The organism is Mesorhizobium sp. B2-3-13, from assembly GCF_006442195.1.
In the GTDB taxonomy this organism is placed as follows: domain Bacteria; phylum Pseudomonadota; class Alphaproteobacteria; order Rhizobiales; family Rhizobiaceae; genus Mesorhizobium; species Mesorhizobium salmacidum.
Map to the genome: position 1 here is coordinate 190,853 of NZ_VFVQ01000006.1, position 14,025 is coordinate 204,877.

At 61.9% G+C, this 14,025-nt stretch carries 16 protein-coding genes; 13 read left to right on the forward strand and 3 right to left on the reverse strand.

The features are described from left to right. The first annotated feature begins 7 nt into the window (after positions 1–7). The 3 genes from FJ941_RS09690 to FJ941_RS09700 all read left to right on the forward strand — a co-directional run bounded on the left by FJ941_RS09690 (position 8) and on the right by FJ941_RS09700 (position 2,441). A complete protein-coding gene (locus FJ941_RS09690; protein ID WP_140505061.1) occupies positions 8–898 on the forward strand; it encodes an EAL domain-containing protein in 891 nt (296 codons plus the stop codon). Further along, positions 895–1,749: an EAL domain-containing protein gene (locus tag FJ941_RS09695; protein ID WP_140505063.1), complete on the forward strand. Its 855-nt coding sequence runs from the start codon at positions 895–897 to the stop codon at positions 1,747–1,749. Before FJ941_RS09690 ends, FJ941_RS09695 begins: the two co-directional genes overlap by 4 nt. 83 nt (positions 1,750–1,832) lie before the next feature. After that, positions 1,833–2,441 (forward strand): glutathione S-transferase family protein, encoded by a 609-nt coding sequence (locus FJ941_RS09700; protein ID WP_140505065.1) that lies wholly within the window; start codon positions 1,833–1,835, stop codon positions 2,439–2,441. Positions 2,442–2,700: 259 nt separating this feature from the next. On the opposite strand, the gene FJ941_RS09705 is transcribed toward FJ941_RS09700, so the two are convergent. Then, on the reverse strand, positions 2,701–2,913 hold the full coding sequence (locus FJ941_RS09705) for a cold-shock protein (protein WP_015316174.1): 213 nt from the start codon (positions 2,911–2,913) through the stop codon (positions 2,701–2,703). 273 nt (positions 2,914–3,186) lie between these two features. Here FJ941_RS09705 and FJ941_RS09710 point away from each other — a divergent pair, with 273 nt between their 5' ends. Then, positions 3,187–3,513, forward strand: coding sequence for a hypothetical protein (locus tag FJ941_RS09710; RefSeq protein WP_140505067.1), 327 nt, complete (start codon positions 3,187–3,189; stop codon positions 3,511–3,513). Between the two features lie 84 nt (positions 3,514–3,597). Here FJ941_RS09710 and FJ941_RS09715 read toward each other — a convergent pair whose 3' ends face one another. Next, positions 3,598–4,167, reverse strand: coding sequence for a methylated-DNA--[protein]-cysteine S-methyltransferase (locus FJ941_RS09715; RefSeq protein ID WP_140505069.1), 570 nt, complete (start codon positions 4,165–4,167; stop codon positions 3,598–3,600). A gap of 182 nt (positions 4,168–4,349) precedes the next feature. Between FJ941_RS09715 and FJ941_RS09720 the strand changes: the two genes are divergently transcribed. The 9 genes from FJ941_RS09720 (at position 4,350) to FJ941_RS09760 (ending at position 11,925) form a co-directional block, all read left to right on the forward strand. Next, positions 4,350–5,282: a lytic transglycosylase domain-containing protein gene (locus FJ941_RS09720; RefSeq protein ID WP_140505071.1), complete on the forward strand. Its 933-nt coding sequence runs from the start codon at positions 4,350–4,352 to the stop codon at positions 5,280–5,282. A gap of 5 nt (positions 5,283–5,287) precedes the next feature. After that, positions 5,288–5,776, forward strand: coding sequence for a GNAT family N-acetyltransferase (locus FJ941_RS09725; RefSeq protein WP_140505073.1), 489 nt, complete (start codon positions 5,288–5,290; stop codon positions 5,774–5,776). Positions 5,777–5,917: 141 nt separating this feature from the next. After that, positions 5,918–7,186, forward strand: coding sequence for an ABC transporter substrate-binding protein (locus FJ941_RS09730; protein WP_140505075.1), 1,269 nt, complete (start codon positions 5,918–5,920; stop codon positions 7,184–7,186). A 38-nt stretch (positions 7,187–7,224) separates the two neighbouring features. Further along, entirely contained in the window at positions 7,225–8,139 is a 915-nt protein-coding gene (locus FJ941_RS09735) for a sugar ABC transporter permease (RefSeq protein WP_140505194.1), read from the forward strand. Position 8,140: 1 nt separating this feature from the next. Further along, on the forward strand, positions 8,141–8,965 hold the full coding sequence (locus FJ941_RS09740) for a carbohydrate ABC transporter permease (protein WP_140505077.1): 825 nt from the start codon (positions 8,141–8,143) through the stop codon (positions 8,963–8,965). Between the two features lie 106 nt (positions 8,966–9,071). Next, complete coding sequence (locus tag FJ941_RS09745; RefSeq protein WP_140505079.1) at positions 9,072–9,815, forward strand: DUF899 family protein; 744 nt, start codon at positions 9,072–9,074, stop codon at positions 9,813–9,815. 72 nt (positions 9,816–9,887) lie between these two features. Continuing rightward, positions 9,888–10,445 (forward strand): DUF4142 domain-containing protein, encoded by a 558-nt coding sequence (locus FJ941_RS09750; RefSeq protein WP_140505081.1) that lies wholly within the window; start codon positions 9,888–9,890, stop codon positions 10,443–10,445. A 354-nt stretch (positions 10,446–10,799) separates the two neighbouring features. Then, the gene (locus tag FJ941_RS09755) at positions 10,800–11,264 is read left to right on the forward strand and encodes a cupin domain-containing protein (RefSeq protein WP_140505083.1); all 465 of its coding nucleotides are present in this window, start codon (positions 10,800–10,802) and stop codon (positions 11,262–11,264) included. Positions 11,265–11,532: 268 nt separating this feature from the next. Further along, entirely contained in the window at positions 11,533–11,925 is a 393-nt protein-coding gene (locus FJ941_RS09760; protein ID WP_140505085.1) for a RidA family protein, read from the forward strand. An 89-nt stretch (positions 11,926–12,014) separates the two neighbouring features. Here FJ941_RS09760 and FJ941_RS09765 read toward each other — a convergent pair whose 3' ends face one another. After that, entirely contained in the window at positions 12,015–14,024 is a 2,010-nt protein-coding gene (locus FJ941_RS09765; RefSeq protein ID WP_140505087.1) for an ATP-binding protein, read from the reverse strand. Position 14,025 lies beyond the last annotated feature (1 nt).

Sequence of the window (14,025 nt, forward strand, 5' to 3'; positions counted from 1 at the left end):
AAATCAGATGCTTCGACTGGGTGACCATATCATCCGTCATGATGACGGCACCTCGAGCGGTGTCTGGGGCATTTATACGCTGCAAAGCGCCTTCCAGCCGATCTTTGCCTTCAACGAGGGCAAGCTGTCGGTCGCCGCCTTCGAAGGGTTGATCCGCCCATTTCGCGACGGCGAGCCGCAATCGCCGATGACCTTCTTCTCGACATGTCCGGCGGCCGACCGCCTGCATGTCGAAGCGCTGACCAGGACACTGCATCTGCTCAATGCCGGCGCCTGCCTGCCGCGGGAGGCATCGATCTTCATCAATTTCGACCCGTCGGTGTTCACCGAGCGATCGATCGTCGACAACGCCTTGCGTGACATGCGGCTGGTGCTGCACGAGGCCGGTATCGATCCGGGCCGCGTCGTTTGCGAGGTGACGGAGCAGAGATCGGCATCGCAGGAGACCCTGCACGGCTTCGTCGCCGCGCTCAGAGCCAACGGCTTCCGGATCGCCGTCGACGACTATGGCGCCGACGATTCCGACATCACCCGCGTCAAGGAGCTGAGCCCTGACATCGTCAAGTTCGATGCGCACTGGATCACGCAACTGATGGAATCGGGCGCTGGTTTCGCGCTGCTGACGTCCATGGTGAGGAGCTTCGAGGACCAGGGCATCCGCACCGTGTTCGAGGGTATCGAGGAAGGTTGGCAACTGGAGCTGGCGGAGCGATCGGGCGCCTCGATGGTCCAGGGTTACGTGCTGGCCCGTCCCGAACTGGCGCCGACGAGTTTCCGCGCTTTCGCAAAGAGCAGTCCGGAACCTGCCCCCGCCGCAAGCCATGCGTCCGCTCCCGTCACCGCGACGCCGCGCAAGGGGCGGCCCGCAAAAGCCTTCGGACGCAGGGTATCGCCATGAGCGTCGAGCGGCGGCGCACCATGGGCGATGCGATCTTCGCCGACGAGATCGGCATCGAATATGGCATCCATGGCGACTTCCGCCTGCGCAGCGCCTACCAGCCGATCTACGCCCCGCGCGGCGGCAGCTTGCATCCGGTGGCCGTCGAGGGCCTGATCGAACCGCACCGCGCCGGCCGGCCAGTGTCGCCGCGAATGTTCTTCGACAGCGTCGCGGCTCCGGAGCGGCTGTACGTCGAAACCATGTGCCGGGTGCTGCATCTGAGGAATTTCCACAATATCGGCGTCGACGGGCTCGACCTGTTCTTCAACTACAATCCACTGGTCAACGATCATGCTGGACGTGCGCTGGCCGAGATTCGGCTGATGAGCCGGCATCTCGACGAACTCGGCCTGGCGCCCGCCATGCTGGTCTGTGAAATCACCGAACAGGCGGCGGACGATGCGCTGCTGGCCAGGCTGGTGCGTGAAATGCGACGCGACGGCATCCGCATTGCCATCGATGATTTCGGGACCGGCCATTCGACCGAGGAGCGGGTGAGCCTGCTTCAGCCCGACATCGTCAAGATCGATGGCGGCTGGTTCGCGGAATTCTGCCGCCACGCCGCCGCGGAACGCTTCTTCCGCCCGCTGGTGTCCAGCCTACACGACCGCGGCGCCAAGGTGCTGGTCGAAGGCATCGAGCAGCCCACCCACCTGCGTGTGGCGCTCGAAGGCGGGGTCGATTTGCTGCAGGGTTTTCTTCTCGCGCGTCCCGCGCTTGCCGGCACCATCTTCAACGAAGAGCCGCTTGCGGTCGATGCGCTGCTGGGCTTCGACAACAAGGTCGTGCCGTTGCATAAGCGGCGTTGATGGTCGCGCCAAAAGAAATCACTGGTTGATGATGGCGCCGCTGCGATAATCCGCACGCAGAAGCAGCGCTCCGGGGAACCACAATGATACTCTACAGCATGATCGACAGCGGCAATTGCTACAAGCCGCGGCTGCTGATGGCCAAGCTCGGCCTCGCCTTCACCACTGTCGAGGTGAGTTCGCATACCGGCGATACGCGCAAAGCTGACTTCGTCGCCAAGAACCCGAACGCGATGGTGCCGCTGCTGGAATTGGACGATGGCCGGCGGCTGGCAGAATCCAACGCCATCCTGCTCTATCTCGCCGAAGGCACGCGCCTGCTGCCGACGGACAAATACGAGCGCGGGCTCGCCTATCAATGGCTGTTCTTCGAGCAGTACAGCCACGAGCCCTATATCGCGGTGCGCAAGGCGCTGCTGACCTTTCCCGAACGCGCCGCCGATGCCACGCCCGAGCGGCTGGCGGTGACGCTGGAGCGCGGCAACAAGGCGCTTGGCGTCATGAACACATATCTCGAAAGCAACGCCTTCTTCGCCGGCCGCGCATTCAGCATCGCCGACATCGCGCTCTATGCCTATACCCACACGGCTGAGCATGGCGGCTTCCAGCTCGACGCCTATCCGGCGGTGGTCGCCTGGCTCGGCCGCGTGGAGGCGGACCCGGGGCATGTACCGATCGAGTGGGTGGGGTAGGCGTTGCCACAGCATCCTTCTCCCCGTTCACGGGGAGAAGGATGCTAGTCGTCCAAAATCCAGACAAATAAAAAGGCGGGATGAATCCCGCCTTCCCATTTCGGTAGCCTGATCGGGAGCGTCCGGTCCGGGCTGGCAGCTATCCGCTGTTCCAGCTTGTCGGGTCTTTCCGCTCCGGCGCGCTTCTCGCGCGACCGTCAGTACATCCGTGACTTGCCGCGCGCCCCGAACTCTCGTCCGGCGCGCGCCATTTTCAAAATCAGGCTGCCTTGCTCAGAGAACCAGCGGACGACTTGCCAGTGCGGCGGTCCTGCTCGATCTCGAAGTTGATCTTCTGGCCTTCGACCAGGGTCGACAGTCCAGCGCGCTCGACAGCCGAGATGTGGACGAAAACGTCCGCGCCGCCGCTGTCAGGCTGGATGAAGCCGAAACCCTTGGTGGCGTTGAACCACTTGACCGTTCCAGTTGCCATAAAAATAGTCCTTCACATTTGCTTTGGTATGACCGGACCGAAGTCCAGCCGGTGTGCATCGAGATTTTGGAGATAGACGTCAGCAAACGCGAAGATCGCGAGGCCCGGATCGATCGGCCGAAATATCAATGGGGCTGATATAGGCTGCTTTCGCACAAAAAACAAGACTGCGTGAAAAAGCCGTGATCGGGGCCGCCCAACGGCCGCCCCAATCTGGTGAAACCGTGGCACAAGATCGTGCAGTCCCCGGGCGGCGGATCGAGGGGAGGGACCATGAAGACCATCCTGCTTGCCGCCTGCCTCACGCTGGTGGCCGCCCAGGCGCAGGCGATCTCGCGCTACGACCCGACGCGTATGAGCTGCGGCAAGGTCCAGTCGACGATCGCGCGCCAAGGTGCGGTCATCCTGCGCTATCCGTCGGCACGGGTGCCGGGGTTGCCGCTCTACGACCGCTATGTCCAGAGCCAGCAGTTCTGCACCATGGGCGAGGTGAGGACGCGCGCCTATGTGCCGAGCGCCGACACCAGGTCCTGCCCGGTCTATATCTGCAAGCGTCCGGACAATGAGCGTTTCAGGCACCGATTCATCCGGCGCCATTAGGGTGTATTGATATTCAGGTGATGCCGGCCTGCAAACCGTGGCTTCCTGCGCTTCCGGTACTCACAGCGGGAGCGGTTACTGCTCTCAAAACCCGAAGGACACCTGCGCCGGCGGCGGCGGGCCGACGCGCACGCCTTCCATGGCCAGCATCTTTTCCTTGGTGACCGAGCCGCCGGGCGCCGAGAAGCCGCCGATCTTGCCGCCGGCGGCCAGGATGCGGTGGCACGGGATGACCAGCGGCACCGGATTGGCGCCAAGGGCCGCACCGGTTTCGCGCGGCAGGCCGGCATGGCCGGCGCGCTTGGCGAGTTCGCCATAGGTGGTGGTTTCGCCATAGCTGAGTTTTCGTGCCGCGTCGTAGATGGCGAGGCGGAAGTCGTCGACGCCGTCGAGATCGAGGGGAAAGCCGGTGAAATCGACGTCCTCGCCCGCGGCATAAGCCTTGATCGAGGCGATCAGCTCGACCACCCATAACGGCTGGGCTGTGGAGGTGGAAACGCCGGGGTGGCGCATCAGCCGCCGCTCCACCGCTTCGCGGCTGCGTTCGGGCAGGCAGAGCCGGATCAGGCCCTTTTCACTCCAGGCGATGCCCATGAAGCCGATCACTGTTTCTAACACTGCGTGGCCAGCCGTGATCGAAGATGCCGTTTTCATGCTGCGCTCCTTTCCGCAAAGCGGCGGAATCCGGGATTCCCGCCAGTACATATCAGGAACAATATGGCATCGCTGCCTGCATCCCGCCACCCGAAAACCACCAGATGGCCCCGATTGCTACCCACGAATCGCTGGTGTAAGGGAAATCTTAATAACCCGACAAACCGGACTCCGAGCGCGGCTTGCCAGCAAAACAAACCCTTATCGCCATCGGCGTGATCGTGGCGGCAGCCGGCATGAGCGGCTGCACCTCGACCTCGCAGATGAAAGCCGCGCCGTCCCTTACCGAAACCGCGACCACGGCAGGCAGCGATGCCGGCTTCACCGTGCCGCTGCCGGACACGGTTTCGGTGCTGCCGCAATCCTCCGGAATCGCGCCCGTCCAGACCGCTGAGTTGACCCCGAGCCCGGCTACGCCGGCACTCGATCCGGCCGTCCAGCCGGCCGCGGCGACCGCCGCCTTTGCCGGGGTGACCCCAACCTCGCCGGCTATGCCCGCGGTGATGGCCGCCAGTGCCTGGCAGGCGCCTCCGCCGTCCAAGGCCGGCCAGCCGATCGAGGCGGCCGGGACTTACACGACCGCCGGGCTTGTCGTGCCGGCGGTTGCCAAGGGCGGCCAGAAAATGCCCGGCGTGCAGCAAGTAGCCTATGTCGTGCCGCAGAACCCGGCCGCACTGGTGCAGTTCCCGTCGGCGCCCGTCGAGCCGGAGCAGCATGCGACAGGCATGCGCGGCGACGTCGACCGGCTGATCGTCAAATACGCCGCCTTCTACCAGGTGCCGGTGGATCTGGTGCGCCATGTCGTCAACCGCGAAAGCACCTTCAATCCCAAGGCCTACAATAACGGCCATTGGGGGCTGATGCAGATCAAGCATGCGACGGCGCGCGGCATGGGCTATGACGGGCCGGCCAAGGGCCTTTTCGACGCCGAGACCAACCTCAAATACGCGGTCAAATATCTGCGCGGCGCCTGGCTGGTGTCGAACGGCAACGCCAAGAAGGCCGACTGGCTCTACCAGACCGGCTATTATTTCGACGCCAAGCGCAAGGGCCTGCTCGAGGCGACCGGCCTCGGTGTCGACCGCAGGCGCGGGCGTCTTCAGCCCGACGCCTGAGCGCGATGCCCGAACCGCGCCCGCCGGCTCCAAACGACATCCGGCTGCGCAAGATCCTCGACGAGACACTCGTTCCACCGCATTGGCCGGACGGCTTCGTCATGCGCTCGTTCGAGCGCGGCGACGCTCTGCCCCTGCATGCGTTGCTGGGCGAAGTGTTCGACGATGGCACCGACGGCCCCTTCGACGAATGGTGGCCGCGCATTTCCGAAGACCCCGAATTCGACCCGGCGTTGTGTTTCCTCGTCATCGATGCCAAGGGCCGGCTGGCGGCTGCTGCACTGTGCTGGACCTCGGCGTTCGTCAAGGACTTGGCCGTTCATCCCGAGGCGCGCGGCAAAGGGGTCGGCGAGGCGCTGATGTGGCACGCCTTCGCCATTTTTCGCCACCGCGGTGCCGCCCATGTCGACCTCAAGACCAATACGCTCGAGAACGCCGCCGCCGTGCGGCTCTACGAGCGGCTGGGCATGGGGCCCGTCGCCTGGGAAGGCTGACCAGCGACGCTGATCGGTGCCGTCATCGCGACCGAGGATGGCCTGTTCGGGAACCCAAAGCGCTGCTCCGCATTCAATGAACGGTGGGGTCTGACCGGCTGCTGGTGCTGTGCGCCGCCGGCTGCCAAGGGAGATCCACCGATGAAGGTTTTCCACGCATTGCTGGCGTTGAGCGTCGCTGCCGTTCTCGCGGTAGGTTCGGCGCGCGCGGTCGAGCTGTCGATCGTGTCGGGCGACACCGGCAACGGCATCAAGGTGCTGCGCGAGATCCTCGACCGCTATGAGAAAGAAAGCGGCAACCAGGTCACTATCGTCGCCATGCCGTCGTCCGGGACCGACCAGTTCGGCCAGTACAGGCTGTGGCTCGCCGCGGGCAACAGCGACGTCGACGTCTACCAGACCGACGTCATCTGGGCGCCGCAGCTCGCCAGCCAGTTTGTCGACCTGACCGAGGCGACCAGGGATGTCGTGGCCAAGCATTTCCCCTCGATCATCCAGTCGCAGACCGTCGACGGCAGGCTGGTCGCGCTGCCGATCTTCACCGATGCGCCGGCGCTCTACTACCGCAAGGATCTGCTCGACAAATACGGCGCCAAGGTGCCGGCCACCTGGAAGGAGCTGGGCGACACCGCCAGGCTGGTGATGGACAAGGAGCGCGCCTCGGGCAACAGGGATATCTGGGGCTTCGTCTTCCAGGGCAACGCCTACGAGGGGCTGACCTGCGACGCGTTCGAATGGGTGGTGTCGAACGGCGGCGGCCATATCGTCGAGCCGGATGGCGCCATCTCCATCAACAACGCCCGGGCGGCGGCCGCGCTCGACATGGCCAAGGCCTGGATCGGCACCATCGCGCCGCCCGGCGTGCTCGCCTACCAGGAAGAGGAATCGCGCGGCGTGTGGCAGACCGGCAATGCGGTCTTCATGCGCAACTGGCCCTATGCCTATGCGCTGGGCAACAGCCAGGGGTCGCCGATCAAGGGCAAGTTCGACGTCGCGCCGCTGCCGGCCGGCACGGGCGAGGGCGCCCGGCCGGCGGCGACGCTCGGCGGCTGGAACCTTGCGGTCTCGAAATATTCCAGGCACCCGGACGCGGCGATCGAACTGGTCAAGTTCATCGCCTCGCCGGCAATGCAGAAATACCGCACGCTCAAGACCGCCAACCTGCCGACCATCCAGGCGCTCTATGACGATGCCGACATCGCCAGGCAACAGCCGATCATTCCACATTGGAAAGGGGTCTTCCTCAATGCCGGGCCGCGGCCCTCGGCGGTGACCCGGAACAAGTACAACGAAGCGTCGAGCCAGTTCTGGAACGCCGTGCACAAGACCTTGTCCGGCGAAGGCAGCGCCGCCGACAACCTGGCCGATCTCGAGGCGACACTGACCCGATTGAAAGGCAAGGCCTGGTGAGCGCGCACCCGGCCGATGCGCGCTCTGGTTCGAGCCTGATGCGCCGGCGCGTGCGCTCGGCATGGCTGTTCCTGGCGCCGATGCTCGTGGTGCTCGCCGCCGCCGCCGGCTGGCCGCTGGCGCGCACGGTCTATTTCAGCTTCACCGATGCCTCGCTGTCCGATCTCGATGCCCGCCAATGGGTCGGCTTGGCCAATTATGTCTCGGTGCTGCGCATGCCGAGCGGGCGGGTCATTTACGACGGGCTGCTTCTCGATCCGGTCTGGTGGGGCGCCGTGTGGAATACCGTGCGGTTCGCGGTGATTTCGGTGACCTGCGAGACGATCCTCGGCATGGTCGTCGCCCTGGTGCTCAACGCCGAATTCCCAGGGCGCGGCATCGTCAGGGCGGCGATCCTCATCCCCTGGGCGATCCCGACCATCGTCTCGGCGAAGATGTGGCAGTGGATGCTGAACGACCAGTTCGGCATCATCAATGTCGTGCTGATCAATCTCGGCCTGATCGACCACAAGATCGCCTGGACCGCCAGCGCCGACACGGCAATGGCCGCGGTGCTGATCGTCGACATCTGGAAGACGACGCCTTTCATGGCGCTGCTGATCCTGGCCGCGCTGCAGATGCTGCCGCGCGAGATCATCGAGGTCGCCAGGCTCGACGGCGCCAATCCATGGCAGATCTTCTGGCGCGTGACCTTGCCGCTGATCCGCCCGGCGGTGATGGTGGCGGTGATCTTCCGGGCGCTCGATGCGCTGCGCATCTTCGACCTGATCTATGTGCTGACGCCTAACAATGCGCATACCAAGTCGATGTCGGTGTTCGCCCGCGAGAACCTGTTCGAATTCGACAAGTTCGCCTATGGCTCGGCCGCCTCGACCCTGCTCTTCCTCATCCTTGCTTTGCTCACTATCCTCACCATCCGCATCGGCCGGATAAGCCTGGATGGAGGCCGCTGAGATGTGGCTCCTGAAGCGCGCGGCCTTCTATCTGCTGATCGGGGCAATCGTTCTCATCGCGGTGTTCCCGTTTTATTATGCCATCGTCACCAGCCTGAAATCGGGGACCGCGCTGTTCCAGGCCGATCTGTGGCCGAAGGCGCCCAGCCTCGGCAATTATCGCAATGTGCTGGCCGAAGGCGCCTTCGTGCACAACCTCCTCAATTCGCTGATCGTCTCGGGCGCGGTCGTGGCGCTCTCGCTGTTCCTTGGCGTCACCGCCGCCTACGCGCTGGCGCGTATCCGTTTTCGAGGCCGCTCGGCGTTGCTGTTCGCCATCCTGTCGGTCTCGATGTTCCCACAGGTGGCGGTGCTGGCCGGGCTGTTCGAGCTGGTGCGGATGTTCGGCCTCTATAATTCGCTCTTCGCGCTGATCTTCTCCTACATGATATTCACCCTGCCGTTCACCGTCTGGGTGCTCACCGCCTTCGTCCGCGACCTGCCGGTCGAGGTCGAGGAGGCGGCGATCCTCGATGGCGCGACGCCATGGATCATCATCACGCGCATCTTCCTGCCGCTGATGTGGCCGGCGCTGGCGACAACCGGGCTGCTGGCCTTCATCGGCGCGTGGAACGAGTTCCTGTTTGCCCTGACCTTCACCTCCAACGATGCGCGGCGGACCGTGCCGGTGGCGATCGCGCTGCTCTCCGGCAATTCGCAGTTCGAAATCCCCTGGGGCAACATCATGGCGGCCTCGGTGATCGTCACCGTGCCGCTGGTGGTGCTGGTGCTGATCTTCCAGCGCAAGATCGTCTCCGGCCTGACCGCCGGCGGAGTGAAGGGGTGAGGCAGTTGCGGGCGCGTAAAAATGTCGGACCCGGTTACGGCGAAACGTCCTTGGGTCGTAGAGCACCCTGCCGGGACGCCGGCGCGACGACTTGAAGGAGCCGATCATGATCACCTTTCCCAACGAATCCGCCAAATACCGCACCGCGCGCGAAAAGCTGCTGAAGAAGGAAATCGAGCTGCGCCGCGCCATGGAAGCCGTGGCCGAGGCGCGCCGGGCGCTGCCGCCGGGCGGGCTGGTGCCGCAGGACTATGTGTTCGATGGGCTGGATATGTCAGGCAAGACCGCGAAGATAAAACTCTCGGAGTTGTTCGCGCCCGGCAAGGACACGCTGATCCTCTACCAGATGATGTTCCCGCGCCATCCGCAGGAGACGCGCGACGTGGCAACCAGCGGCGGCACGGCGAAGCTCGCCCGGCCCGACCAGCCATGCCCGTCCTGCACCGCGCTGCTCGACCAGTTCGACGGCGCGGTCGGCCATCTCGAAGCCGCCGGCTTCAACTTCGCCGTCGTGGCCAAGACGGCGCTCGAAAACCTCGTCACGCTCGGCCGCGATCGCGGCTGGCGCAACATGCGGCTGGTGTCGTCGGCCAACAACAGCTTCAAGCGCGACTACAACGCCGAGGATGCCGACGGTGCGCAGATCCCGCTGCTGTCGGTGTTCCACCGCGACGGTGACGGCATCAGGCATTTCTGGTCGTCCGAACTCGGCTTCGCGCCTACGGAGCCCGGCCAGGACCCGCGGGCCATCGGCACCTGCGAGATCCTGTGGAACCTGATGGATTTCACGCCGGAGGGCCGGCCGAACTGGAACGAGCAGCTGCAATATGGCGAGGCGTGCTGCCACTGAGGGGCCTGGCGCAACTTCGTCTCGCCTGCGGCGTTGGAACCCCGAGGGAACCATTCCGATCGGAGATCCCAGATGAAAATGTTCCTGACCATGGCCGCCGTCGCGCTGACCGCCGTCGCGCCCGTCGCGCTTGCCCAGACGAACGGCACCAGTTCGAACGCGGTCGCGCCCATGTTGCCCGACAGCAAGGTCGACACCCCGACCTTTGTCGGCACCGTGCCCAGTGCCAATGAATTCGAGATCCAGTCGAGCCAGCTCGCCGAACAGAAATCCGCCTCGGCGGACGTCAAGGCCTTCGCCGGCCAGATGATCAAGGACCACACCAAGGCCGGCGAGGACTTCAAGCAGGCGCTGAGCAAGGGGCAGACCACTGCCTCGGTCAAACCCGCCGGACCCGCGCTGCAGCCCAAGGACCAGCAGATGCTGGACCAGCTGAAAGGCGCCAGCGGCAAGGAATTCGACCAGAAATACGTCATGATGCAGACCGAGGCCCACAAGCAGGCGGTCGCCCTGTTCAGCACCTATGCGAAATCCGGCGACGACCCCGCGCTGAAGGAATTCGCCAAGAAGACGCTGCCGACGCTGAAGGAGCATGAGAAGCACGTGAAGGAGCTCGGCGCGGCGCATTAGGGGCTGGGCGAGCTGTTCGGTCAAGGGCAGGCCATCCTTCTGGCTGGTGGAGACCTCCTTCATTTCGTCATCCACGGGCGGAGCAAGGAGCGCAGCGACGCGGCGCAGACCCGAGGATCCATGCCGGGACTTCAAAGCGTCGCTACGGTTCGTAATTCTGTTCCGCTGCGTCCCCGATTGATGTAGCGGCATGGATCCTAGGGTCTCCGCGACGCCGCTCCGCGGCTGCTTCGCCCTAGGATGACGAAGTTGGAGTGTCAGGCGCTCTGCCCCTGGCAAACCCCCACCCCGCAAGGTGGCCCTGTGCCTCCACCCGCCATGCGCTAGACTGCGCACATCACCCGGGAGCACCCCATGCCCAAGATCGACCTCGCATCCGTTCCCGTGCGCAAGGGCTCGGGCTACCCCGCGCCCTTCGACGCCCCTTGCGCCGACCGCACGCGCCGCCGCCTTGGCGATGCCGGCGGGCTTACCGATTTCGGCGTCAACCTGGTGACATTGCCGCCCGGCGGCTGGTCGAGCCAGCGTCACTGGCACAGCCACGAGGACGAGCTCGTCCATGTGCTGGAGGGCGAACTGGTGCTGGTCGAGGATGGCGACGAGACGCTGCTCAAGGCCGGCGATAGTGCTGCCTTCGCCAAGAACAGCGGCAACGGTCACCACATGATCAACCGCGCGTCGGTCACCGCGCGTTACCTGGAAGTCGGCTCGCGCAATCGCGATGATGTGATCACTTGCTCCGACATCGACATGATGAGCCCGAGTTCGGACGGGCGCTTCCTGCACAAGGACGGCACGCCCTATCCGGGACAGGGGTGAGGTCTGGACCATGCGTCGGCGCTGGCGTTCCGCCCGTGCCGGGATAAGCTGCCTATGACCGCGGGAGTCGGCGCCAGCCCCCTCATCCGGCCGCTTCGCGTCCACCTTCTCCCCGCAGGGAGAAGAGATTGGCGCTGGCGCTCGTAACCTCCTCTCCCCTCGGGGGTCCGAAGGACGGGCGAGACAAGCGGCTCGCCCGGAAGCCGAGCGAAGCGGAGGCTGGGTGAGGGGGCCTGGCGCCGGCCTTGCCAACCCAGGGAGGACATCCATGAAAAAAGAAATCATCGAAGTGCCCGTCATGTCGGACAAGGTGCGGGCGCTGGGCCTGCCCTGTTCGACGGCGGTGAGGGCAAACGGCTTCGTGTTCATCTCGGCGACGCCGCCGGTGGACATGGTGACCGGCGAGATGGTGCGCGGCGACATCGAGGTCCAGACAGACGCGTCGCTGAAGGCGCTGAAACACTGCCTGGAAGCGGCCGGCACCTCGCTGGAAAACGTGGTGATGGTGCGTATCTACGCCGTCAATTCCGGCTTCTACAACGCGATTAACCGGGTCTATGCGCGGTATTTCAGCGTGAACCCGCCGGCGCGGAGTTTTGTGCCGGTGGCGTCGTGGCCGATGGAGTTTGATATTGAGATTGAGTGCGTGGCGGTGGGGTGAATCCTAGGTTTCCTGAATGGGAGGAGATGTTGTTACGGCGACAGGATGCTTGACCAAATGGAACGTCAACGCTGCTTCAGTGAGCCTATCTACTCGTACTTGCTTCGTTGTGTTGTAATGGACGCTTCTGGCGCGTTCAGGTGATCAACAAGTTCCTTTAGAACGATCAGCTCGCAATGTTTTGCCCCCGACTCCAGGTCTGACAGGATGTGGGTAACTCCATGATACTGGCGTTGATCAGCGTTCTCAGGGACAAGCAGGGATGAAATGCCATATCTCTCTTTATATAGGTCGCCGGTATCCCAAACGATGCAAAGGTCTACATCTTTGATGTTTTTGTCGTGGCTATCGAAGTCTTCAATTAGGCCATCAAGAGAAAACTTATATTCTAGAACTCTTGGATCTGTGATTTTACCTGCCAAGGCAGAGGCTGTGTCCGCCGGAACTCCGAGCGGATTCTTCTCTGGGTCATATATGTACAGAGCCGAATCTAGGTCGAACGCCACTTTGTAGAGTCCATCGTATGTAAAGCGTTCGTTGGTTGACATCACCCTTATGCCACGAACGACGCCTCCGGCGATCAGTTGATGAAAAAGCGCTATGACATCCTGCTCGCGAGTTGGCGCGGAGGTGATCGAAACACGTTCCGTGGGCAGGAAGAAGTGCTTGCTGGTAAGTTGGAGGGGTTTGCCTTGTTCGTGTTGGAGCATGTCCTTCTTCCATTCGCCAATAGCCAGCTCGCGGGCCAAATCAGGTGCAACGCCCGTATTCGCCTTAAGGTGTTGCCTCAGCTTGGAGAGGTGATTCTCGGTTATTGCTCTAGCTACAGTTTTTGCAAAATCGTTGAGCTCTCGATGGAAGCCTTTTCGGCCCAAGTCAGGAGAATAGTCGTCGAAGTGGATGAGAAAATGAAGCTGATTTTGTCGGCCTATATTCCTATTTAAAGGAATTAGAATGGTCTCTCCCTGAGGCATATTATTTGCTGCTAGCTGAATTCCGCTAGTTAACACCTTATATCCATTACGAAGGCCGAGATTATCGTTGAACTGGTTCCAAAGCTTTGCCGTATAGCCAAACTCTACGCTGACAATCGGCTTATGTTTCAATAAGACAGCTCTCTCTTCATCGTCAAGAGCTGTCCCAACCATTTTTTCTATTTCGTCATGTTTCCAGGTATCGTAAATAAAATCAAGGTTGGAGTATTTATCAGGTAATTTTCTTCCTGCTCCAAATTTGGCATATATTGTGTCTGCGGCGGCCTGCAATTCCCGTATTGAGGATGTCTTTGAGGCGTGCCGGTGCAGCCAAAGGTATGATGTTCCTTTGTATTCTTCCGTTGTTGTTTTTTTATTTGATACAACAGAAATCAAAATCTCTGTTTCTTTACTTTCGAATATGGACCCTAAACCTGTCTTTACAGAAAGAATCTGTCGCCATTTGACTGCCGTGTTGGCTCTAATCCAATCGAGACGTCTAGGATGTGTGTCGTCGTCAAATCGAACGGTTATCGAGACGCCACGGTCAATGTCCGCATAAGCAGGATCTGTGAAGGACGAACTGTCAGGCTCGACTTTCGGGTTTCCACCAGTCGCGTTCCCTTTCAGCCAGGTCTTCGCACCAATGATCCTACCTGAGGCCTGAAACCCAGGCACTTTGGTGGAGACTCTCATGAAGTTAAAGCCATAGGCCACGTATGTAGCGCCGACGCCCTTGTGGCCTCTAGTTGAACCGGATTTGAACGAAAAATTTGGCGCAAGAAATTGCTCAAATTTTTCTTTGTCTAGGCCTATTCCATTGTCGGTCACAGTAAGAGCGTTTTCGTCAAGATCGACAATTATTCTAATTTTCGGTACATACGTCGAGGCTGTGCCTGCGGAACTCTCAAGTGTTACTCTTGCTTCAACAGCATCAAGTGCATTCTGGATCAATTCGCAAAACGGGTCGTACCAGCCAACATATGAGCTTAAGATATTACTGATTTCCCTTTTCAGCGCATTCAGTGCTGCGTCGTTTATTTTAGTATTCTTGAATTCAAGCGGATCGAACGGAGTAAAGGTCATGCTGAAAACACACTTCTTGAAGTTTGAGTCATAACTCATA

Excerpts from the sequence above, each read along its gene's own strand:
- FJ941_RS09690 (WP_140505061.1), top strand. The coding sequence starts at position 8 with ATGCTTCGACTGGGTGACCATATCATCCGTCATGATGACGGCACCTCG.
- FJ941_RS09695 (WP_140505063.1), top strand. The coding sequence starts at position 895 with ATGAGCGTCGAGCGGCGGCGCACCATGGGCGATGCGATCTTCGCCGAC.
- FJ941_RS09700 (WP_140505065.1), top strand. The coding sequence starts at position 1,833 with ATGATACTCTACAGCATGATCGACAGCGGCAATTGCTACAAGCCGCGG.
- FJ941_RS09705 (WP_015316174.1), bottom strand. The coding sequence starts at position 2,913 with ATGGCAACTGGAACGGTCAAGTGGTTCAACGCCACCAAGGGTTTCGGC.
- FJ941_RS09710 (WP_140505067.1), top strand. The coding sequence starts at position 3,187 with ATGAAGACCATCCTGCTTGCCGCCTGCCTCACGCTGGTGGCCGCCCAG.
- FJ941_RS09715 (WP_140505069.1), bottom strand. The coding sequence starts at position 4,167 with ATGAAAACGGCATCTTCGATCACGGCTGGCCACGCAGTGTTAGAAACA.
- FJ941_RS09725 (WP_140505073.1), top strand. The coding sequence starts at position 5,288 with ATGCCCGAACCGCGCCCGCCGGCTCCAAACGACATCCGGCTGCGCAAG.
- FJ941_RS09730 (WP_140505075.1), top strand. The coding sequence starts at position 5,918 with ATGAAGGTTTTCCACGCATTGCTGGCGTTGAGCGTCGCTGCCGTTCTC.
- FJ941_RS09735 (WP_140505194.1), top strand. The coding sequence starts at position 7,225 with ATGCGCCGGCGCGTGCGCTCGGCATGGCTGTTCCTGGCGCCGATGCTC.
- FJ941_RS09740 (WP_140505077.1), top strand. The coding sequence starts at position 8,141 with ATGTGGCTCCTGAAGCGCGCGGCCTTCTATCTGCTGATCGGGGCAATC.
- FJ941_RS09745 (WP_140505079.1), top strand. The coding sequence starts at position 9,072 with ATGATCACCTTTCCCAACGAATCCGCCAAATACCGCACCGCGCGCGAA.
- FJ941_RS09750 (WP_140505081.1), top strand. The coding sequence starts at position 9,888 with ATGAAAATGTTCCTGACCATGGCCGCCGTCGCGCTGACCGCCGTCGCG.
- FJ941_RS09755 (WP_140505083.1), top strand. The coding sequence starts at position 10,800 with ATGCCCAAGATCGACCTCGCATCCGTTCCCGTGCGCAAGGGCTCGGGC.
- FJ941_RS09760 (WP_140505085.1), top strand. The coding sequence starts at position 11,533 with ATGAAAAAAGAAATCATCGAAGTGCCCGTCATGTCGGACAAGGTGCGG.
- FJ941_RS09765 (WP_140505087.1), bottom strand. The coding sequence starts at position 14,024 with ATGAGTTATGACTCAAACTTCAAGAAGTGTGTTTTCAGCATGACCTTT.